This is a genomic window from Enterobacter sp. E12, from assembly GCF_014596715.2.
In the GTDB taxonomy this organism is placed as follows: domain Bacteria; phylum Pseudomonadota; class Gammaproteobacteria; order Enterobacterales; family Enterobacteriaceae; genus Enterobacter; species Enterobacter bugandensis.
This window is the reverse complement of sequence record NZ_CP115602.1, coordinates 1-20,124: the sequence shown is the minus strand read 5'-3', so window position 1 is coordinate 20,124 and position 20,124 is coordinate 1. Positions and strand designations below refer to the sequence as shown.

General features: G+C 46.4%; 35 protein-coding genes. 29 read left to right on the top strand and 6 right to left on the bottom strand.

The features are described 5' to 3' along the window. Window positions 1–285 carry a hypothetical protein gene (locus tag IB212_RS23315; protein WP_013087315.1) on the bottom strand — a complete coding sequence of 95 codons (285 nt, stop codon included), beginning with the start codon at window positions 283–285 and terminating at the stop codon, window positions 1–3. A 47-nt stretch (window positions 286–332) separates the two neighbouring features. Here IB212_RS23315 and IB212_RS23310 point away from each other — a divergent pair, with 47 nt between their 5' ends. Further along, on the top strand, window positions 333–848 hold the full coding sequence (locus tag IB212_RS23310) for a hypothetical protein (RefSeq protein WP_113073192.1): 516 nt from the start codon (window positions 333–335) through the stop codon (window positions 846–848). A gap of 14 nt (window positions 849–862) precedes the next feature. On the opposite strand, the gene IB212_RS23305 is transcribed toward IB212_RS23310, so the two are convergent. After that, entirely contained in the window at window positions 863–1,303 is a 441-nt protein-coding gene (locus IB212_RS23305; protein WP_188246187.1) for a hypothetical protein, read from the bottom strand. Window positions 1,304–1,537: 234 nt separating this feature from the next. On the opposite strand from IB212_RS23305, the gene IB212_RS23300 reads away from it, so the two are divergent. Together IB212_RS23300 and IB212_RS23295 are read left to right on the top strand one after the other, a co-directional pair. Further along, complete coding sequence (locus IB212_RS23300) at window positions 1,538–1,816, top strand: hypothetical protein (RefSeq protein WP_188246188.1); 279 nt, start codon at window positions 1,538–1,540, stop codon at window positions 1,814–1,816. A gap of 4 nt (window positions 1,817–1,820) precedes the next feature. Next, window positions 1,821–2,024: a hypothetical protein gene (locus IB212_RS23295; RefSeq protein ID WP_188246189.1), complete on the top strand. Its 204-nt coding sequence runs from the start codon at window positions 1,821–1,823 to the stop codon at window positions 2,022–2,024. 161 nt (window positions 2,025–2,185) lie between these two features. Here the strand turns inward: IB212_RS23295 and IB212_RS23290 are convergent, their stop codons facing one another. Further along, window positions 2,186–2,602, bottom strand: coding sequence for a type II toxin-antitoxin system HigA family antitoxin (locus tag IB212_RS23290; RefSeq protein ID WP_188246190.1), 417 nt, complete (start codon window positions 2,600–2,602; stop codon window positions 2,186–2,188). After that, the gene (locus IB212_RS23285; RefSeq protein ID WP_013087308.1) at window positions 2,595–2,894 is read right to left on the bottom strand and encodes a hypothetical protein; all 300 of its coding nucleotides are present in this window, start codon (window positions 2,892–2,894) and stop codon (window positions 2,595–2,597) included. The genes IB212_RS23290 and IB212_RS23285 overlap by 8 nt, the downstream gene beginning before the upstream one ends. 131 nt (window positions 2,895–3,025) lie before the next feature. Between IB212_RS23285 and IB212_RS23280 the strand changes: the two genes are divergently transcribed. The 4 genes from IB212_RS23280 (at window position 3,026) to IB212_RS23265 (ending at window position 5,249) form a co-directional block, all read left to right on the top strand. Next, window positions 3,026–3,424, top strand: a complete 399-nt coding sequence (locus tag IB212_RS23280; RefSeq protein ID WP_188246191.1) for a hypothetical protein — start codon at window positions 3,026–3,028, stop codon at window positions 3,422–3,424. Between the two features lie 23 nt (window positions 3,425–3,447). Continuing rightward, entirely contained in the window at window positions 3,448–3,657 is a 210-nt protein-coding gene (locus IB212_RS23275) for a hypothetical protein (RefSeq protein ID WP_044160343.1), read from the top strand. A 144-nt stretch (window positions 3,658–3,801) separates the two neighbouring features. Continuing rightward, window positions 3,802–4,899 (top strand): DNA sulfur modification protein DndB, encoded by a 1,098-nt coding sequence (locus IB212_RS23270; protein ID WP_188246192.1) that lies wholly within the window; start codon window positions 3,802–3,804, stop codon window positions 4,897–4,899. 44 nt (window positions 4,900–4,943) lie between these two features. Next, window positions 4,944–5,249: a hypothetical protein gene (locus IB212_RS23265; RefSeq protein ID WP_108376700.1), complete on the top strand. Its 306-nt coding sequence runs from the start codon at window positions 4,944–4,946 to the stop codon at window positions 5,247–5,249. Window positions 5,250–5,592: 343 nt separating this feature from the next. Here IB212_RS23265 and IB212_RS23260 read toward each other — a convergent pair whose 3' ends face one another. Then, the gene (locus IB212_RS23260) at window positions 5,593–5,826 is read right to left on the bottom strand and encodes a hypothetical protein (protein WP_188246193.1); all 234 of its coding nucleotides are present in this window, start codon (window positions 5,824–5,826) and stop codon (window positions 5,593–5,595) included. Between the two features lie 365 nt (window positions 5,827–6,191). On the opposite strand from IB212_RS23260, the gene IB212_RS23255 reads away from it, so the two are divergent. The 8 genes from IB212_RS23255 to IB212_RS23220 all read left to right on the top strand — a co-directional run bounded on the left by IB212_RS23255 (window position 6,192) and on the right by IB212_RS23220 (window position 11,276). Then, entirely contained in the window at window positions 6,192–6,560 is a 369-nt protein-coding gene (locus tag IB212_RS23255; protein WP_188246194.1) for a hypothetical protein, read from the top strand. Window positions 6,561–6,707: 147 nt separating this feature from the next. Then, on the top strand, window positions 6,708–7,151 hold the full coding sequence (locus IB212_RS23250; protein WP_108376702.1) for a RadC family protein: 444 nt from the start codon (window positions 6,708–6,710) through the stop codon (window positions 7,149–7,151). A gap of 48 nt (window positions 7,152–7,199) precedes the next feature. Next, window positions 7,200–7,472, top strand: a complete 273-nt coding sequence (locus IB212_RS23245) for a hypothetical protein (protein ID WP_013087299.1) — start codon at window positions 7,200–7,202, stop codon at window positions 7,470–7,472. A gap of 48 nt (window positions 7,473–7,520) precedes the next feature. Then, window positions 7,521–7,964 carry a hypothetical protein gene (locus IB212_RS23240; protein ID WP_044160349.1) on the top strand — a complete coding sequence of 148 codons (444 nt, stop codon included), beginning with the start codon at window positions 7,521–7,523 and terminating at the stop codon, window positions 7,962–7,964. Between the two features lie 98 nt (window positions 7,965–8,062). Then, the gene (locus IB212_RS23235) at window positions 8,063–8,755 is read left to right on the top strand and encodes an N-6 DNA methylase (RefSeq protein ID WP_188246195.1); all 693 of its coding nucleotides are present in this window, start codon (window positions 8,063–8,065) and stop codon (window positions 8,753–8,755) included. Window positions 8,756–9,683: 928 nt separating this feature from the next. Continuing rightward, a complete protein-coding gene (locus IB212_RS23230) occupies window positions 9,684–9,986 on the top strand; it encodes a hypothetical protein (protein ID WP_188246196.1) in 303 nt (100 codons plus the stop codon). A 301-nt stretch (window positions 9,987–10,287) separates the two neighbouring features. After that, on the top strand, window positions 10,288–10,773 hold the full coding sequence (locus tag IB212_RS23225; RefSeq protein ID WP_223239721.1) for a DUF1419 domain-containing protein: 486 nt from the start codon (window positions 10,288–10,290) through the stop codon (window positions 10,771–10,773). A 65-nt stretch (window positions 10,774–10,838) separates the two neighbouring features. Then, window positions 10,839–11,276 carry a hypothetical protein gene (locus IB212_RS23220; protein WP_188246038.1) on the top strand — a complete coding sequence of 146 codons (438 nt, stop codon included), beginning with the start codon at window positions 10,839–10,841 and terminating at the stop codon, window positions 11,274–11,276. A gap of 262 nt (window positions 11,277–11,538) precedes the next feature. Here the strand turns inward: IB212_RS23220 and IB212_RS23215 are convergent, their stop codons facing one another. Then, window positions 11,539–11,778 carry a hypothetical protein gene (locus IB212_RS23215; RefSeq protein ID WP_409033790.1) on the bottom strand — a complete coding sequence of 80 codons (240 nt, stop codon included), beginning with the start codon at window positions 11,776–11,778 and terminating at the stop codon, window positions 11,539–11,541. Between the two features lie 313 nt (window positions 11,779–12,091). On the opposite strand from IB212_RS23215, the gene IB212_RS23210 reads away from it, so the two are divergent. The 14 genes from IB212_RS23210 to IB212_RS23145 all read left to right on the top strand — a co-directional run bounded on the left by IB212_RS23210 (window position 12,092) and on the right by IB212_RS23145 (window position 19,956). Further along, a complete protein-coding gene (locus tag IB212_RS23210; RefSeq protein ID WP_188246031.1) occupies window positions 12,092–12,523 on the top strand; it encodes an antirestriction protein in 432 nt (143 codons plus the stop codon). A 28-nt stretch (window positions 12,524–12,551) separates the two neighbouring features. Continuing rightward, window positions 12,552–12,899: a hypothetical protein gene (locus IB212_RS23205; protein ID WP_223239719.1), complete on the top strand. Its 348-nt coding sequence runs from the start codon at window positions 12,552–12,554 to the stop codon at window positions 12,897–12,899. An 11-nt stretch (window positions 12,900–12,910) separates the two neighbouring features. After that, on the top strand, window positions 12,911–13,285 hold the full coding sequence (locus IB212_RS23200; RefSeq protein WP_249488041.1) for a hypothetical protein: 375 nt from the start codon (window positions 12,911–12,913) through the stop codon (window positions 13,283–13,285). Further along, window positions 13,275–13,793, top strand: coding sequence for a hypothetical protein (locus tag IB212_RS23195; RefSeq protein ID WP_188246029.1), 519 nt, complete (start codon window positions 13,275–13,277; stop codon window positions 13,791–13,793). The genes IB212_RS23200 and IB212_RS23195 overlap by 11 nt, the downstream gene beginning before the upstream one ends. A 66-nt stretch (window positions 13,794–13,859) precedes the next feature. Then, entirely contained in the window at window positions 13,860–14,222 is a 363-nt protein-coding gene (locus tag IB212_RS23190) for a hypothetical protein (RefSeq protein WP_223239718.1), read from the top strand. A gap of 106 nt (window positions 14,223–14,328) precedes the next feature. After that, window positions 14,329–14,592: a DUF1380 family protein gene (locus IB212_RS23185; protein ID WP_188246028.1), complete on the top strand. Its 264-nt coding sequence runs from the start codon at window positions 14,329–14,331 to the stop codon at window positions 14,590–14,592. Next, complete coding sequence (locus tag IB212_RS23180) at window positions 14,583–14,813, top strand: hypothetical protein (RefSeq protein WP_188246027.1); 231 nt, start codon at window positions 14,583–14,585, stop codon at window positions 14,811–14,813. Before IB212_RS23185 ends, IB212_RS23180 begins: the two co-directional genes overlap by 10 nt. Before the next feature lie 239 nt (window positions 14,814–15,052). Further along, window positions 15,053–15,271, top strand: a complete 219-nt coding sequence (gene vapB, locus IB212_RS23175; RefSeq protein WP_188246026.1) for a type II toxin-antitoxin system VapB family antitoxin — start codon at window positions 15,053–15,055, stop codon at window positions 15,269–15,271. A gap of 331 nt (window positions 15,272–15,602) precedes the next feature. Next, complete coding sequence (locus IB212_RS23170; RefSeq protein ID WP_108376736.1) at window positions 15,603–15,947, top strand: type II toxin-antitoxin system PrlF family antitoxin; 345 nt, start codon at window positions 15,603–15,605, stop codon at window positions 15,945–15,947. A gap of 20 nt (window positions 15,948–15,967) precedes the next feature. Then, window positions 15,968–16,462 (top strand): type II toxin-antitoxin system YhaV family toxin, encoded by a 495-nt coding sequence (locus IB212_RS23165; protein WP_108376731.1) that lies wholly within the window; start codon window positions 15,968–15,970, stop codon window positions 16,460–16,462. 509 nt (window positions 16,463–16,971) lie between these two features. Then, window positions 16,972–17,220, top strand: coding sequence for a hypothetical protein (locus tag IB212_RS23160; protein WP_223239720.1), 249 nt, complete (start codon window positions 16,972–16,974; stop codon window positions 17,218–17,220). A gap of 96 nt (window positions 17,221–17,316) precedes the next feature. Continuing rightward, a complete protein-coding gene (locus IB212_RS23155) occupies window positions 17,317–17,997 on the top strand; it encodes a hypothetical protein (RefSeq protein WP_108376732.1) in 681 nt (226 codons plus the stop codon). Window positions 17,998–18,186: 189 nt separating this feature from the next. Next, the gene (locus tag IB212_RS23150) at window positions 18,187–19,035 is read left to right on the top strand and encodes a DUF4942 domain-containing protein (RefSeq protein WP_108376733.1); all 849 of its coding nucleotides are present in this window, start codon (window positions 18,187–18,189) and stop codon (window positions 19,033–19,035) included. Window positions 19,036–19,197: 162 nt separating this feature from the next. Further along, a complete protein-coding gene (locus IB212_RS23145) occupies window positions 19,198–19,956 on the top strand; it encodes a hypothetical protein (protein ID WP_188246034.1) in 759 nt (252 codons plus the stop codon). Window positions 19,957–20,124: the final 168 nt, after the last annotated feature.

Genomic DNA, 20,124 nt, shown 5'->3' with positions numbered 1-20,124 from the left:
TCATTTATTGCCATTTTCAACAGAATCAACGATATTAAGTAGGAATGCATTTGCGGCTTTCCTGGCCTCACCTTTACGCTTAAGAACAGGGATTGTTCTGTCATGTAGTTTACGGAAGAAGATTACGGTATAAAGGTTTGCAATATCGTGCCGATAACGTTCAGGCAGCAGTTTAAGTTTAGAACCAATCCAAAGATTGTCATCCGTGAAGCACATTATAGGTAAAGGAATATACTTCAAACTTTCTTGCAGTTGCTTTTTTTCAGAATAAGACAGTTTGCTCATACGTATACCCGGCAAGGATGACAGCCTAATTATCTCTGAGGCTGATTATGTTGAATGACACAACTCGCGTTATTAATTATAGCAAACCCCAAAAAACAGTCGAGAGGTATAACTTCATTACCGAAGAGTTACTGACTATTCTCGACAGCTCCCCTAAAGCATTTGTATATATACTAAAATTAGCTTGTAGCAATGCCTTTAATCTCAGTGAAGAGGATGCATTTCGAATCATAGATGATTTATCTGAGAGAGTTCCGCAATCAGAGTTGGAGTCAGCGCTTGGGAGCATTGATAACAGCACACTGATCGAGCTGAAGAAACGTCCTGAAATCAGCACCGATGTTATACAGGCGTTGGATGAAGACGGTTTTCAGTTGGCCGCGTTGCTTGCTCGACACACATACGGTGATATGAGCGAAACTTCCGATGACCAGGCGCTGTTAAACGATATAGCAGTAAAGACTGGCTCAGGAACTTATGTGACTTCGTATAAACAGGGTGATTTCCATATTAGGGTATCGACAAATTTACCATCATATCAAACTATCCTTGAATTACGTTGAGTCAAAATGGGGGGCTATAAATCCCCCCTGATACCTCGTAACAGTTTCATAGGGTTTCGTCCTCCAGAAAGTAAACCTACCCATGCGCAATGTTCGCTAAGGGTGTTACTCAAACGACTGTAGTGTGTAGGATATTTATTCACCTGAAGGCAGCATGAGGCTTTGGATAGTGTTGGGTTTTTTAGCATGGTTTTAATTAATAATTTATTACTTTCTACTCGTGTTCTGACAGGCATTAAAGTAAAAACCCTATCTACTAATGAATCAATCGTAAATCCAAAATAGCCTAGAAGACGATCCCCTGTTATATGATCGTTATAGTCAGTTGTAGAAGGTCTGATTGAGGATACTCCCAGGTATTCATTTGCCCAACCTGCATATATCTCAGCTTCACGCATTGTTCTGCATACAAGAACAGTCATGCATTCAGAAGTGTCATTAACGTAGAACGCCATTTTTATCTCCCTATAAAGTGTCAATTCAGGATACCAGAAGAATACTATCGGCAATTAGGGAAAAAAGATTATGAGATTGACTAAATGACTATCTCTCATATTCCACCATAAGAGATGTGGTTTGCGCATGCGCAAGAAAAAAATTCACAATATGTAAATTTTTCTTGATGCGATTACGTTCCGGTGCTATTGTAATATCTGTAAAGGGCATTGCGCCCATAACCGGAGATAATCATGAAAGTGGTTGCTAAATACAAGCGTGTCGAAATTTCATTCCCACATGAAATAGTTTCATTAACATTTGATTCTGTAAAGGATGCGTTAGCCTATTCGGAATTCTATAAACGTGTTTCATTAATTCGTGAGCGAGCTAATATCGACTCTAAATATCCTTCGGAGTTATATGATTACCTTAAAGATAAAGGAGTGATCAGCAAGGAGCTGTTTGAAAGTCGGCAGCGCATGTTACGCAAAGCACACCTGCTGAGCACCATATCTTCGAAATGGATGTGATATTATGAGCATGAAAACGAAATATGATTGCTATAACGGGCAGGGAAGGAAATTAGGGTATGTTTTATTGGATGGTGAAGGTAAAGGTTTGAGAGATATTTTTATTGAGAACAAGGCAGTCATCAAGGCATACTATCCAGGAACAGTATTCATCAAACCAGCTCGAAAAGATAAACCGCAAGTAAAGGATCGGATAACTAAAAAATAATTCCTTTTACGCCAGGCATAAATTGCTAACACGATTTCTAAGTTAAAAAAAACACTACTGTTGTAGTGTTTTTTTTCGATTTTCTATAAATGAACTGACGCACCTTCGGTTTGTCCAACCCGGCAGCACCACAAAATAAATTTTGTACTGCTGCCGGGTTATCAGATAAATACAGAGCGACTCACGCCGAAGAAATCTGCCAACTTACAAATGTGAGCGATCGTTAGTGCGCGCTTCCCTGATAGGATAGATGACATTAGCGCAGGGCTTAATTCCAGTATGTCTGCCATATCTTTCCCTTTGATTTTGCGGTGACGCATAAGTGTCATCAACGCATCTGTTCCATGACTCATCTTTCCATCAGGACCTGTCAATACGTCTGGATATCGGTATGCTTCGTACTCAGCTATGCAACTTGACATGAGTTTAAGCAAACATGCCGGTGTTGAGTTGTCGGCGCTCAGCTCGGAGAGCGCGGCCAGTGCATCCTGATAGGAAGCGTCATCTTCTATTATATCAAGCCAGGGTAGCTCAGTTGACAGTACCTCCACGGCCTCATTGATTTTATTTTTATCCATCAGTCTTATTCTCATTAACTTGTGCAGGCTGGATCTCTTCGGTCAGTACGAACTGGCCCGGATAGTTAAACCTACCTTTGAATATTAAATTACCGCCAGCAAAGCTCCCGGCAAAACCTATCTGAGTTAGTCCATTTTCCTCCAGGGAAGCTTCAGGAAATAAATCCTGTAATTCCTGGGGTGTCATGATGTTGATCCGACCCAAAAAACTAAGCAGAGCAGCAATGTCTGCTTTTTGTTCCGGATATTGTTCAATGGCCGCCTTGAATACCTGCCTTCGCAGAATCCTCATACCTTCCTCCATCTGTTTCACAGGTACAACAGTGCTTTAGTGAGTATACACAATTATATTCACATTATGTAAATATTTTAATGTCTCTTTCGGTATTTATGATACAATCACGTATCAAATGAGGGGGCTGTATGGATGATTTACGTGATTTTTTTAGTGATGCGCTCATCGGTTCGTTCGATGACTTCATCAAGTCATACCCGAAATTTGGATGGGACAATCTTTCTTTGCTTGACGACTGGAATGCTCAGCAAATACTGCCCTTGCTCAACTTATATCACAAGCAGAACGGGATCGAACTAGCATGCGACCGGCGTATTTTTGTCGTTGCGCCGAATCCGAAACCCACTGGCTATCCAGTTCGTGTTACCCATTATTTTGAGCACCTGGGCGCGCTTTGTGATGCTGAAGCTGACAGTCCAGAACAAGCTATTATCGACTGCCTGACCAGTTACCCTGATTGCCAGCCTGCATTCGGCAAGCTCGATAGCTGGATGGGGGATACGATGTTTGCAAATAGCTTCCGATAAATCCCGCTTTTAAGGTAATTAGCATGTACGAATACAGTGATGTGTATGACGAGTGTGAAAACGGAGGCCCGGATGGAGGGCCTATTATTTTGTCCCGAAATCAGGTCATCGGGATCTTGAAACAGCACGGCCACCTGACCCCTCAGCAGTGGATGCATTTTTTCCGTGAAGCCGGTCTGACTCTGGTAAATGCTTATCCAGCTACTGCGGTATTTCAGTGGCTGAACTACTGACATGATTTGCGCATGCGCAAAATATAAAAAATTCACATTATGTAAATTTTTATTGTAAGTTTTGCCAACAAGCGTATAATAAGACTCAGAAACAGGGCACAACGCCCAAACGGACACCCGCCGTAATCCGGGAAGGAAAATATAATGAGCGAAGCACTTGCTGTTCCTTCATCAACATCTAAAACCATTGGCTTTGACTATCCGTGTGTAGTCGGTTTTCAGGGTAATCAACGCATTATTATCGTGCAGGTTTCTTTCGGTGCGTTGAGTCGCTTCCTGACTCTCGACAATGAAGGGCATACGCTGGATCGGTCGCAGCGTGAACTTAACCGTCGACGTGCGACGGCGTTTGCAGACTATGTTGTAAGTGCAGTTAAGTCGGGAACCGATTACATCATCCCTCCGCTCATCGGGAATTGTGATGGTGAGCTTACGCTGAATCTTATGAACGAGTCGTTTGTTGGTTATGTAACTATCCCTATGGATGCCCGTATTCGCCTCTTTGACGGCCAACACCGTCAGGCTGGCATTCGTGAAGTTCTCGATATTCTGCCCGATATTCGCCATCACAGCGTGACGGTAATGCTGACGGAAAACCTTCCGGTTGAAACACGCCAGCAATTTTTCGCAGATATCAATGGTAATGCGTCCAAACCCAGCGCAGCGATTAACATCGCGTATGACCAGACGAACGTAATCGGCCAGATAGTTAAACGTGCCATCATGAATAACCCTGTGCTGGCTGAAAAAGTAGACTTTGAGCGTAATACCGTTTCTACGCGAAATGGAAACAAGTGGGTGTCGTTCAAATCGTTGCATGACGCAACAGAGCGCTTCAGTACCTACGTAGCTGATGGTGTCCCTCGTAAACGTACTGAGCAGGAAATCAGTTCCGTCTGGGATGCGTGGGTGAAGTTCACCGGCCTTAATGATACTTGCGGGTTTACTTACGGGGAATATAACCAGGAGTGGCTGACCTTTACTTCAGTGATGGTGAACGCATTTGGTTTCGCTGTTAAGCAGCTTCTTGAGGAAATGACCGTCAGTGATCTGACAGAACGACTGGAATGTATGGGCGATAAGAAAAACCTGGCCGCACGGGAGAGTTATTTCGTGTACGCAAACTGGGCTGATAGTTGTGTTAGCCGCGAGACAGGGAAAATTATCGCCACAACAAAGGGCCAGCGAGCAGCCGCTGAGTACCTGGTTAAAGCCATCCGTTCTGTTAACTATAATTTCTGATGAAAGCGGCCAGCAGAAATGCTGGTCGAAAAAGGAGACTCGCCATGATTATCGCTTTAAAATCCCTGCTTAAAACCATAAACGGATGTAAGCGTATGAAAACACTATTTGAAGATATCGTGCTCAAAAATACGAAGCAGTTTATTTTTAGGGTTCAGGAGCTAAATGACGGTTCCTATGAGGTGATCCAGCAAGCCTGCCGTGTATTCCCTGATAAACGCGTAGTGGTGCAATCTGAAAAGAAATGGCATTACGCTGATCTGACTGCGTTGCGCGAAGGTGAGTATGCTAACAGCCGTCAGGGGCGTTTGTTCCTGGATGACCAGTTCTGGATTGGTAAGCTTGCCTGAGAATGGCTGCGCATCACCAAAGGAATTGGACGTAATAACATGAAAATGACTTTTGAAGACATAGAAGGCTTTACCAGGGATGCCAGTATATTGCTACCTCTCATACAGGGGGATACCCCGTGTGCTCTCAGTATCACAATGTTTTGAATAAATTATGGGTACGTAGATGACAGATTGGGTTAGAAATACTGTAATCCTTGCATTAATTTTTACGTCAGTAATTTATGCAATTGGTTACTATTTAGGTGGAGATAGTACGGATAATGCAACTGATTCCATGCGGGTGGATGTGTGGCATTGTCAGGATACGCGCAGCCCAGCTAATTTCGCAGTATTCGTAAAATCAAATAATGGCAGCGCTGAAAACATAATGTTGCGCAATGATGCTGGCGATATCCAGTGCTTTAAGTGAATACCGGTCACAACGGATGAAATCGGTGATGCCGCGAGCGTTTCCGACGCTGTCGCAAAATCGGGCTGTCGTGCTTCGCATCGAGCCACTTTGCTTCTCACTCTTGCCGGGCGCCCATCCCTCTCCCGAAGTAAAAGACATCGCTTCAGGTAGCCTGACGGCCATTGCGCTTTCCCCGTTCGCCCCTGGCGAACTCCAGGGAAGTGGTGCGGCCATGAGTGCCGGTGTATGTCTGCGGGTCTTGCAGAAGGTCAACGGCGGTCTTACATGGGGGATGGCTCCCTGCGGGAACCCTCCCCCATCCGGCAGGGTATCGGGGGGAGAGCCGTCAAGGATAAAAATCGGAACCCTGAAGGGACCCCCGATTTTTTCCTGGACGGTGCAGCAGCTGCGCGGGGACGTGGCAAAAAAATAAATTCACAATATGTAAATATTGCTGGATGAACCGGGCCGGATTTACTATAATAACTAACAGAAACAGGGCATTACGCCCACACGGACACCCGCCGTAATCCGGGAAGGAAAGTTCGATGACCATCCAGCCTTATGTTTGCACCGATCCTGAAATTATAGCGCTACGCGAAAAAATGGCCGCGCTTGTGAAGACACATGATTTACCGATTTTTGACTTCAACGTTAAAGCGGAGATCCCCGCACGTAACGTTCTGCTGAAAGCCTGCGAGAGCCTGGACAAAATCCTCAATGAATTAATCGCCAACACAGACATAACAGCCAAAAGCGCCTTTTGTGCAAAGGTCAGCTCTTATGCCAATAAAATTGACTACTGCCTGTCGTACTATCACCGCATGTCCCCTCCCCTTTCCGTGGCTTACAGGCCCATGCAATTTCGCATCGCCTGGTATGCCGAACAGTCCAAAAATTCGGTTGTTACCGGGTAATTTACATAGCCCTTAACAGGGCTATTTTTTATTTACATTATGTGAATCTTACTTTGTTATGATATAAATTTATATTATAATGGCGTTACGCAAAAGGCATTCAGCCAAAACGGACACCCGCCGTAATCCGGGAGAGGTAAAACAGCAATGAATCATGAAGACTCAATAATTAACCTGGCGATGGCCATCCTGGAATCGCGTCTTAAAACCACGTCTTTCTCATTCACCAGCCCCGATGCCGTTAAGCAGTATTTGCGCCTGCACCTCCAGAATAAGGAAAGAGAGTTTTTTGGGGCGCTGTATCTGAACAATCAGCACCAGTTAATTTCCTTTGAACTCATTCATTCAGGGACAATTAATTCCTGCGTAATCAGCCCCCGTGAAGTCGCCAGATTAGCGTTAATGCTGAATGCACAGGCGGTCATTTTCGCGCATAACCATCCGTCAGGCACACCGGAACCAAGCCGCGCAGATATCAACATGACTGCACGGCTAAAGACCGCGCTGGAGCTTTTTGAAATCAGCACCCTTGATCACTTTATTGTCGCCGGAAATGACGTCATTTCGATGGCCGAACGCGGCCACATTTAACCACGAATCCGGCCACCTGACGGTGGCCGGATAACAGGAGTCATCACTATGTCACAGCCGAAACCACGCTACAGCAACACCACGGAAGTGGAGATTCGACCGGAAACCCTGCGCAATGCAGCTAACTGGACACCGCCGACCGTCGATGAAATCTCGGAAGTCCTGAACCGGGCAGGCATTAAATGGGGCCAGTTAGCTGTGATCACCGGTAATACCGAATCCATTGTTGCTGGCTGGAAAGAAGGTAAAGAACACATCAGTTACATGGCATGGCGCTACATCTGCGAGAGCGCCGGTTATGGCCGTATCGACCGGGCTTAATAGCTCATTTTTGCGAACAGGACACCCGCCAGCGGGAAAGGAACAAGCATGTATTACTTCTATATTCCAGGCTCATATTCCGTGTTAGAGCCTGCACAGGTGGATGGCAATCAAAGCCGTGGAACGCATTCAGGGGAAACGCTTGAACAGCTAAAGCATCAATACCCACAGATCGTATTGTTGCACATGGATGACTGTTTTGCGGCGATCCGTGATGCGGCAAGAATGCCCGTTGAAGTGATCAGCGAAAGTACATTTGATTTGTTCTACCGCTCGAAAATTATGGATGAGTGCCATTCGAATCAGGGATGCACGTTCAAATGCCGCGAGTTTAATGCAGCCGATATCGTCACCTGTTTTGCATCAGTAATCATCTACGATAAGCCGATGTTCGCCACGTTCAGAGACGTTGATTCATTGACTCACGAGCAAATCATTTCACGCGTCCGTGATTTCATAGAGGCCACGATGACGGTAAATTCTGGCGTTTAATTTAGATAGTCAGGAACAGGTAGATTTGCGCATGCGCAAAAAGGATAGCGGTCGGTTCCCGACCGCCCTGCTCATTAAAACCAGAACAGGGAGACAATGTGACATCGCTGGACACGGAATTTATACGGATCGTCAGAAAACTGGCTGCGGTCCGTTCACCAAGAGAGGTGCTATCAGTTTTATGCAGAATTACTGCTGACCGCATCGATCCGGCTTTAGCAGGGCGCACTGAGGACCGGGAAAACGCTGAAAAACTCACGGGTGAGTATTCGCCAGTAGAAAAAGAAATGCTGGAAACGTTAATCAGGATGTTACCGCAGATCCTACAGGACAATCCCCGTGATTTCCTGGGAGAATGCGTAATGAGCCTGGAGCTGGGCAATTCTGCGATGGGGCAGTATTTCACGCCCGGATCGCTTGCAAGTCTGAAGTTTGAAATACTGAAACAAGACTATGCCTGCGAAATACGGAAACACGGATTCATAATTGTCCAGGAACCGGCTGTTGGATCAGGGGGGTTGATAATCAAAATAGCGAATGGCCTGTCAGATGCAGGATTTAACCCATCAGCGGCTCTGTTTGTATCCTGCGCAGATAAGGACGTGTTTGCGGCTGATATGGCCTTTATCCAGCTATCACTTCTGGGTATCGCCGCCGAAGTGAGCACTGGAGACACGCTGCATATGGATTTCCGAAAGACTCGCTATACGCTGGCGTACTGGCTGAACGGATTTAATGAGCGCCTGAAATATCGGCGCATCTATGAAACGATGGCCGGTGTTGGCATCTAAATATATCGAGAATACATACCATAGAGTTAAGGATCACATATGAAACCATTTGGCTTGTTCTACACCCGTGAGGGTTGTACTTGTTCATTATGCCGAGGTCGTGGCTATAGAAAGAATAACGCGTATGATTCTGCAATACGCACAAGTAAACATAAAGCCAGGCAGGTTGCGAAAAAATCAATTCAGACAGAACTGAGAGACTTATTGGTCTAAAAGTAAGTCGGTGTTGTGAGGTAGTAATAACCTGTAATGCGAGGTCAAAATGAATAAGAAGCGCCAAATTATTTGGGAAATAGTTCTGATTAGTATTGCTATATTCTTTTTCGTGATAATGTTGCCGGGGCTAGCTATGAGCGCGGGTACGTTCGGCAATGCTTATCTCGATGGCCTTAATGAGTTATCTCCTTATGGAATAAAGGCCGGATTTGTAGCCATAACCATGATAATACTATCATATCTGATTTGTTATTTTCTTAAACTAAACAATGAATTTATAAAAAATCCATTTAAGGCGACATGCACAGGGATTATTATTTTGCCGTTAGCAAAAGGTGCTCTAAATTTTTTTAGTGAGTTCAGTAAAGATAGTCGAACAGTCACTTCACCTTATGACAAAGTTCTGGGTAATTTTAATATATTAAATGAAGGGCTTCTCAAGTTCATTATGTACGCATTGCCAGTGGCGCTTTGCGTATGCTCAATATTATACATCTTGATTAAATTTATTAGTCTCTTTAAGGCGAGGTATTTCAGATGAGTTCTGGGGCGCTCCCCGGCGTTGCCGGAGAACCGGGCTGTCGTGCTGCGCATCGAGCCGCTGCGCGTCTCGCCCCTTTCGGGCATCCATCCCTCGCCCAAACCTGAAATTGAATGACAAGCGAAGTTTTGGAGATAAAATCGTTCGTTATAGAATCGAGTGGAGAAGATTATGGAACTTATGTTTATAGGATTAGTTGTTATCATTTTGCTATTAAATCTGGGTGACGGAATACGCCTGTTTAAAAAAGCGACAAGTAAACTTTTGTTCATCGCGGCAGCAACCTTTCTTTCCATTTACGGGATTGCAAACACCCTATTCGAGGAAAAGGGTGCGACTGGTGTATTTGAAGGGTTAGGGTTAGAAACCCAAAATTCATTAATCTCTTTTTATCTTTATATTGGTATTGCTTTACTTGTATGGGGGCTGATACGCAAGTGCTTTGAAATAAAAGGACTAGTAAAAAAAGATTAAGTTATGGATTTAAATATAAGGCAAAACCGTTCTTACATGGGGGATGGCTCCCTGCGGGAACCCTCCCCCATCCGGCAGGGTATCGGGGGGAGAGCCGTCAAGGATAAAAATCGGAACCCTGAAGGGACCCCCGATTTTTTCCTGGACGGTGCAGCAGCTGCGCGGGGATGTGGTAAAAAAATATATTCACAATATGTAAATATTGCTGGACGAATCGGGCCGGATTTACTATAATAGCTAACAGAAACAGGGGATTAAGCCCAAACGGACACCCGCCGTAATTCGGGATGGAGTTACTGATATGACCACCACAACCCAAAACCCACCACGTATTACCAATCTTTATTTCTACGTGCCAGGACGATATTCTCCGATGGATATTGTTTGCCTCGATCCAGACAGTAACACCCCACCGACAAGTGATGATTACTTTGGTTTATACAGCAAAAAATATTTTTCCGATTTCCAGAGTGAATACCCGAATATCGTTATCTTAACCGGCGAGGAAATGTCGACAAAGATTTATGAAGCTGCCAAAAAACCTGTTAGCGAAATATCGATTAATCGCTATACAGATATGCTGGAAGTTTTGCCGCCTCTTCGCTGGGTGTCCTCCAGTGGGAATACAACATTTATGCTCAGTGAGCGATTTACTAACAATATCACTGATATATATGCAAAAATCCAAGTAGGTGATGACAAGTATCGTTATTTTACTTTTCGTGATGAAGACACGCTTACGCATTGTCAGATTGTTGAAAAAGTAATGTTATTCCTCAATCGCTAATTTTAAACGGGGCAACCTGCCCCGATTCTTTTAACGGACACCTGCCGAATACAGGATGGAAAACAATGAATACTAAAATGCTGAATAATACAGAAGAATTAACACAAGCTACGGTTTCTCTTTTCGGAATATTTGCTCCGCACATTCCTTTGACCGTATACAACTATATGGAAGAATATGTATTTGCATATCGCTATAAAGGATTTGCGATAAAGGAAATTGAAGATGGTCACGAATACTTTTTACCGCTGCACATTGAAAGAATCTCGATGATCACTCCGATGGATCAACAACTTCTTGATGTTACGCCTGACGCTCTCGGTGTGCTGCTAACGCTGCACTGCTACAGCCAGTGTATCAAAAGTGATTTAAGCGCCTTGTCTGAGGAAAACAAATTAAATGCGTCAAACCAGATAGCTGTTTTAAAAGAAAAAAGAGCGTATTTATTAGACTATGCTATCAAAACTTTTCCCCCTGAGTATTTTGTAATGCTGCTAAAATAGCCCCACAGAACCCGCGAGAGCGGGTTTATTTTTACCCGGCAAATGAAGACCGGGCTTCACCCGGTCTGCTGTATGGCATGCCCCTCACGGGTACGGCCTGCGCTTTGCGTGATTTTGCGCATGCGCAAAATCATCCTTCGGACGGACGGCCTCATGCGAACGTCAACACCCGCGCCGGTTGCCTGCGGCAACCGCCGTCATCACTCACCGCTGATCGCTTTGCCGCTTCGCTTCAGTGGTGGCAGTCCCGCTGTTAATCGTATTACTCCTGCTGCTGTGAATTTTCTTTTTCGTTACATGTAACGGGTATGATTTTTTGCAGGGGCGTTCCCCGGCGCAGCCGGAGAACCGGGCTGTCGTGCTGCGCATAGAGCCGCTGCGCGTCTCTCCCCTTCGGGCTTCCATCCCTCGCCCAGGTCAACGGCATCGCTTCAGGTGGCCTGACGGCCACCGCGCTTCCACCGTTCGCCGCTGGCGAACTCCAGGGAAGTGGTGCGGCCATGAGCGCCGGTGTATGTCTGCGGGGCTTGCTGAAGGTCAACGGCGGTCTTACATGGGGGATGGCTCCCTGCGGGAACCCTCCCCCATCCGGCAGGGTATCGGGGGAGAGCCGTCAAGGATAAAAATCGGAACCCTGAAGGGACCCCCGATTTTTTCCTGGACGGTGCAGCTGCTGCGCGGGGACGTGGCAAAAAAATAAATTCACAATATGTAAATATTACTGGATGAACCGGAACGGATTTACTATAATAACTAACAGAAACAGGGCATTACGCCCACACGGACACCCGCCGTAATCCGGGATGGAGTTAGTTATGAGCGAAGCACCAGTAGTATTAATCAAGCAAGAGACTACCGAATTAGGCCGACTGGTATTTCATACCCTCTTATTCAGGGAGTATTGCGAATACGCAAATTTAGCCGCTGTGTCCTTTATGAAGCGCTTCTGTGACAAATATGAAACCGGATACTGGAGCTATTTTAAAGTGGGGAGTAATAGCGGTTTTATGTGCCCTGATGCGCATGAATTTTATCATTTCGAAATGCCTAACTACTTTTCAGGAAATGTTACTGCTGAAGCTGCCGGTATTATCGTGACGCTCTATGTACTTCAAACCTGTTTCGATGCCGCATGGAAACGTCAGGACTCTGGCCTTTGCGATCATTTTCGGGAAGCGATGGATACGTTAAAAGATTACGCCGCCACGACTGATGAATCTCACAGTATTTTCAGGGCAATTGATTGACGGCTGCGCTCCAATAATGGGGGTGATTATGCCCCCAAATCTGAAACAAAAACCGGGCATCACGCCTAAACGGACACCCGCCGTTATCCGGGACGGAGTAGTTATTATGAATATTTTCCCTCAGTCTGTTGTCCTTCCAGATCCTGCGGCCACCCCTTTGACTGATGAGCAAGTCGAAGATTTATATGCCTATGTTTGCATGAATGGAAAAATGACAAACAACGATAACCGTTTTTCACTTGCGATCGCTCAGACGGAAGAAGAAACCGTGCTTATCCCTGATGTACCAGATTTTTACATCGTGTTTATTAATGCTGAACGCTGGCCTGTAGCGGCGGCGGCTCCTATGGACAATCTGTTTCATTTGCTGGGTTAATGGAGCCATCTGTGAACGGTAAAGCAAAGAAAGGCGGTCAGATCGGGATTAACGGGCAGCAATACAAAGGTGGTCAGTTTTTACCTGCCAGCAAGCACACGGTAAAAGGCCAGCTGCGTACTAGGAAAGCCAGTTCCAAACCGCGCTCAGCTCTCACTGAACCCGGCAAGGTCGAACAACTGCCACCAGGCAAGATAGCTATATTCGGCACTATCAGGGCATTCGTGCAGATCGAAAACGGAGCTATGGCGATCACCGCCACTGACCACTCGCTCAGCGCTTACGGGTACACCCGCGACTCGATGCAGGCGCTTGTAGATCAGTACAACACCGGAGAGCGCCTAATTGACGCCCCTGACCACAAGGAGAGTGACAATGTTTACTAAATTTTTTCCCCTGATATTTCCCGCGCCTGTACTTGAGCAAGTACGGCAACGGCTTGCGGTTGCTGATAAGCAAGTGATTGATGAAACTATCACCGGATTTACTTACGCAATGCAGGCTGTTGGTTATACCCCTTCATTGCATCCGGCAGGTTGCCTTATTCTGTCAGAATGTCAGAACTGCAAAAGCTCATACGCAACGCGTTATGAAATGAAACTACACTTCTACTTTGCCTGCCCACACTGCCAGACCATCACCAAAGGAATTTTCATGGCCGCGATCTGGAACCAGCGCGAGGAAAACCGACTCATAACCACGAAGGGTGAGGAATTCTGGCACTCCGAGGGGCGCACGGTTTATGATCGTAAACACAGACAATCCTATGAAGTGGATGAACGGGGAAACCTGACGCAGGATGATATTCCAGACTACGTACTTGGGCGCATCGATACCGCTCAACTGGACGATGCAGAACGCCGCCGGTTAGCCTGGATTGAAAGCGCCGACTGATTCAGAAGCAAATAAACGCCAGAATATATATTTACATATTGTGAATTTATTCTGGTGTTTTTTTATGTGTCCGATTATAATTATTACCAGAAACAGGGCATTACGCCCATACGGACACCCGCCGTAATCCGGGATGGAGTAGCAGTCATGGTTGAAGCTCGTAGTTGTGTAGCTGTATCCGTTTTTTCCAGAAATGGCGTCAAAGCCCTTCATTTTTCCGGTATTCCAAAACTGTCAGGGCATAAAGGCACGCTTAATTTTCCATTTGATGAAAACGTCAGCCTGTTTGCACAGGTCGAAAAAATCATGCTGGCAAACAATATGTGCCATAACGTCACCCGCGTAGATCCTCTGCGCCACAACGAAACGGAAAGCGTGTATTCCGTCACCTATAATCGCCGCCTGCTGAAAAGCGCCGTCAGAAAATAATGTACCACCTGCCGGGCTAATGCCCGGCACTATGCAGCACCGTTCACCATAACCGGGTATCACACCCAAACGGACACCCGCCGTCATCCGGGAAGGAGCAACAACAATGGTTGGCACACCTGAAGAAGTTCTGGCATACCTGCAACAGGTTTACCCTGACACCGTGATTTCAGTTATAGTCTGGACGCGCAGCGAAGTACGCGACGTGGCAGAACGCCACGGTTTCACGCTTACGGATGAGGAAGCAGATTCCGTTCTGTACGATCTGGCGCACAATGAAAATCATGAATATGGCGAAAATGAACTATCAGCCTACGGCTACATTTGCGCCCTGAAAAACGCCGAGCCGGAAAACTTTATATGCCCCTGACCTACATTACGGATCTCAAAGCAGGCGAACGCGATATCCTGACGCCGCTGAAACACTATCCACTTGTGATCCGCTCGCTCGATGGCGAAACTCTGCATACGCAGGCTGCGCCTGTTAAGGGATGGACTCACGACACCCTGACGGCGGTACAGCCACAGGGCGTGAATATGGGCGCGGAAGCGTACCTGAATGCTCACTGGATAGGCTCGACTGAAGTTTGATGATAACCCCGCGCTGCGGGGTTTTCTTTGCACAGGGCAATGAAGACCGGGCTTTACCCGGTCTGCTGTATGGCATGCCCCTGTCGGGGACGGCCTGCGCTTTGCGTGATTTTGCGCATGCGCAAAATCATCCTTCGGACGGACGGCCTCATGCAAGTGCATACCAGACATGTTAATCCGGTTGTAGTATCATCAAATAATTGGGCGTTACTATTAGTCTGCAAAAGTTGGAGTTAATTATGAGAAAAGTATCTGTGTTTACCAACGGCAATAACCGAGCGATAAGGATACCGCGTGATATGGATTTTGAAGGCGTGAGCGAATTACTAATCTCCAGAGAGGGAGATACCATTACTCTCAGGCCAGTGCGCCCTAGCTGGGGAAGTTTGAAAGACGTTGAAAAAGCAGACCCTGATTTTCTGGTTGACCGTAATCCTGTGATAGAAGACAAAGACTAAATTCGTCTATTCTCGGCCACATTCTATCCCCTTCTGGTCACTGCAAAACGATCCATTCCCCGCTGTCACTCCGAACCTCAGCCTGATAACGAGCTAATTTGCAGGGCAAGATAATGCAAGTGCATTGTGTAATGCATTTGCATTGTGCAATGCATTTGCATTATAATGGCTTTGCTCATAGGAGCACGCACTACATAACTCGTAAGACCCAGCGGCTTAGCAACCCGATAGCTCTGAAGTATCGAGCCTGGGTAAATGCAATGAACTATTCCCGGCGGGTTAGGCTCCGCCCCTTGTGATGGAGGAGAAGGGAATGAGAGAGGTTCGATCAATGGCTACTCAAATTTTTCATAATGCGGACGTGTCCCTGCGCGCTGAGTCTCGACTCACCGAGCGCAGCCAGACAACGATTCCGGCAGCAATACGCGATGCATTGCATCTCAAGCCAGGTGAGTCCATTCACTATACCTTGCTTGCGGGCGGTAAAGTCATCATGTCTAAGAAGGAAGAAGAACAGGACGATCCGGTTATCCCACAGTTCCTGGCTTTTCTGGAAAACGACATGAAGAAAAACCCTCAGAATATTGCCCCTGTTCCGGCTCTATTCTGGGAAAGCATCAAAGCTTTGACTGCTGGAGTTGAAGTTGATTTAGACGCGCCGCTTACCGATGACTAAAAATTAAAGGGCGGTGGCAAATGGAATACTTAGAATTAAATGGTTGGAAAATCTGCTTTCACAAATGCTTTTTAGACCAGATTGCGGAGCTTGCGCAGAAGGTCGCTGAGTTAAAAGCAGCAAAACCCAACGAATACCATAAGAAAAAAGAAACTAAGCTCCTGCTTGCGATTGAGCGAGTGATTGAGGAATGGATTGCTTCAGATCCGCTCAATCCTCAGTACCGCCAGGGCGACACTTTAGGTGACGAGTACAAACACTGGTTCCGGGTAAAATTTTTGCAGCAGTTCCGCTTGTTTTACCGTTGCAGTCAGGAGCACAAAACCATCATTATCGGTTGGGTTAATGATTTCGATACGCTGCGCGCTTACGGCTCTAAAACGGATGCATATAAAGTGTTTGCGGAAATGCTGAAAGCAGGTACTCCACCGGATGACTGGAATACACTTCTCAACGCGGCAAAAAAAGCCACGGCCACAAACACTATTCCGGGTTTTCTCACTAGGCAACCCTAATTTATAACCCTTGCGGGGTCGTTCTCCGGCGCAGCCGGAGAACCGGGCTGTCGTGCTGCGCATCGAGCCGCTGCGCGTCTCTCCCCTTCGGGCTTCCATCCCTCGCCCAGGTCAACGGCATCGCTTCAGGTGGCCTGACGGCCACCGCGCTTCCACCGTTCGCCGCTGGCGAACTCCAGGGAAGTGGTGCGGCCATGAGCGCCGGTGTATGTCTGCGGGGCTTGCTGAAGGTCAACGGCGGTCTTACATGGGGGATGGCTCCCTGCGGGAACCCTCCCCCATCCGGCAGGGTATCGGGGGAGAGCCGTCAAGGATAAAAATCGGAACCCTGAAGGGACCCCCGATTTTTTCCTGGACGGTGCAGCTGCTGCGCGGGGATGTGGTAAGAAAATAAATTCACAATATGTAAATATTACTGGATGAACCGGGCCGGATTTACTATAATAACTAACAGAAACAGGGCATTACGCCCACACGGACACCCGCCGCTATTCGGGAAGGAGTATTTTATGTCCACACAAAATTCACTCAACACCCGTAACATGCTGGCTCGCAATATTTATGTGGGTTTACAGATTTTACTGGATGGTAAATTCTTCACAGTTACCCAGGTGGAAAAGGGTGAATACTGCGGCCAGGAAGTCATCGAAATTGACTTTGACTGGCCTGAAAACTGTGATGTTCTTCATGCTGGTTTTTATACGCCTGGTGAAGTGGTAAAAGTGCATTCATCCTCTAACCAGGTTCTTTGTATCTAATCCATAGAAAAGGCCGTTAAGTCGGCCTTGATTTGTATTATGTCACGGGCATTACGCCCAAACGGACACCCGCCGTTATCCGGGAGGATCACCGATATGAACACTTCTGCCGTAAAATTTCTTCCTTCACTTTATGAACCCGGCGTTTCTGTTCGGGAAGATATCGCCCGTAATCTACTGAAAATCGTTGCTTATGGCCGCATGGCATATAAGGAAATTGATAGCCGTTTAGATTATTACTACCTCGATGGCTTTGTAGAAATAACTGGTATTACAGATATTACGTCTGCCGTATTGCTTGCCGACCATCTTTATAAAAATAATGCCTGGCAATACCGTAACCCCAACATTGATTACTCATGTGAGTTTTTTGACAGTGAGGACGGTGGCCCTCAGTCATTCAATTTCCAGTATCTCGAAATACTCGACCGTCATGGAAAACGGGTAATGAGCGCCAGTCATAACTGGAAGAAAGCCGCTTTACAATGGGAAACCTGTATTATCTCGGAGCCACGTAAAACAGCTGCCATCGAAGAATTGAAAGCCATCGCGGATCAAGCGTCAGAAGAAAGACGCGGAGACAACTATGATTCAGCCCGGAGGCTCGATCTCCAGTATGAGAAACTCCTGACCCGTTTTGTGACCTCCAGTTATAACCGGCAAGCTATTTGTGAAGAACTGGAAAATTCTTCCGCTATGACCCAGCAGGCGATAAGTCTGCGTCTGTCTATTGCGCTGGCAAAGTCCAGCCTGACCTGCAACTCATTGCCATTCTAATCGACCTGCCCGGCCTGGCCGGGCATACGCTTCGATGGGCGTATGATGAAGCGCAGAGCAACTATTAAAATAATTCACATTATGTAAATTATCTGTGTGAAATGGCAGTGGGTTAAGGTATAATTATCGGCAGAAACAGGGTATTACGCCCAAACGGACACCCGCCGTAATCCGGGATGGAGTAACAGTATGACTACCGCCATTAATCCAGAAATTGTCTGCGAATTTGCCTCATCAAGCGAGGTTATCCCCTCGATTTCCATCGAAAACATTCTGACACGCGCGGCTTATGCGATGACCACCTTTTCGGATGGTCTGGCAAAGCTTCGCGAAGCACAGCAGCTAATGAAGGACACCACAGATGACAAAATGTATGGCTATATTGAAGTAGTCCGAAATGGCCTGGGCGGTTCAAGCGATGACGCAACAATCAAGCGCATGAAACGTCTGCTTGATGCGGGGATCTGGTCACGCCTGATGAATGAAACCGGCATGAAAACCCTCATGAGTCATAAGCAGATTGACGATTGGGAAAAGCAGCTCGATACGGAAAACATGCCGGAAGCAACGCTTGATAATATTCTTTCTTCCTTCCGCGCATTAAACCAGGACAAAGGGCAGATTTTTGAGCAGGGAGTGACGGATGTATTTAAAAAATTATCCTGGGATTACAAAACTAACTGCCCGTGCAAAATCGGCAAAAAAATCATTGTTAATAGTATGGTTGGTTCATCGTACAGCAAAAACTGTTATTACGTGACGGATGAGGGCCGGAATAAACTCAATGATCTGGAAAAAATGATGAGCATTCTCGATGGTCGTAACGTTCCCGATCACCGCATAGCAGCAGGCGCACAATTTTATGATTTCACCCGCGAAAATATGTGGAACGGTGAAAACTTCGAACATGAATACTTCACGGTAAAATATTTCAAAGCCCGAACCGGTCACATCATTTTCAAACGTATGGATCTGGTTGATAAGCTTAATGACATAATCAGCCGTCAATATGGTACGGTGCTCCCGTCGCGCGTATAACCCCGGACGCCGCCAGTATCAGGCGGCGTTTTACCCTCAAATTATTATTTACATATTGTGAATTTAAGGTGAAATTAAATACGCAATAGGCTATAATAATTCTATTAAACAGGGCATTACGCCAAAACGGACACCCGCCGTTATTCGGGATGGAATACGCTCATGAATCTGATTTCCCGCCTTACTGATGCTCTCAACACGAAAATTGCTGAACTGATTGAAATCCGTCAAAAGCAGCAGGCGCGGATTCTGAAAGCTTTTTCAGACCTTAACAACGGGATTGAACCTAACGAAGATCGTAACGGTCGCCTGCATGCCCCGTGTGACGGTTACGAACACTTTGAAACCGGCGAGCTGTATGGCAAGGGCCAGTTTATCGTAATGCCTGAATATGATGATTGGTATTCAACGGCAAGCTATCCGGCCAAATCCTATGATCCTAATACCCGCTTTAAAGGCTTAACGGCTGACTATCAGGAAACAGTTAAACTGATGGAGTCGTTTGGTCTGCGCGTTAAAACCGGACGCCGCTGGCATGAAAGCGGCCATGAATATTGTTATTTTACGGTCACAGGACATAAACCGCTTATCGGCGCTATTGCGAAGACGGTCGAAGCAATTCAGGCGGAACAGCGTGAGCACGAAAAGCAATATAAGGGTGTAGCACCCGCCGGAAAGGTCACTGTAAAAGCAACGATAAAAGGCGTGAAAATGGTCGAGTCTGGTTTTGGTCACAGTATTCGCCTGATTCCGAAAATGATTATCACGCTTGAGAACGGAGCCACGGCTTATGGAACAATGCCAAAAGTTCTGGCCGACCAGGATGCGAAAGCCGGTCATGCGTTTACGCTAAAAGCCACCTTTGAGCAGGATAAAAACGACAGTACACACGCCTATTTTACCCGCCCTTCGGTTTGCTGAACGATGGGGGAAACATGCTAGAACGTGCATTAAACCGGGCTGCGATGAGCGTTTCATTCGGGATGGAAGCCGCAGACCACTACGGCGAACCCTACCCAGTAATACAGAAAATTAAAGACTGGCTTCAGGGATTTTGCGAAGCACTATTCAGACCCCGATAATTCATGG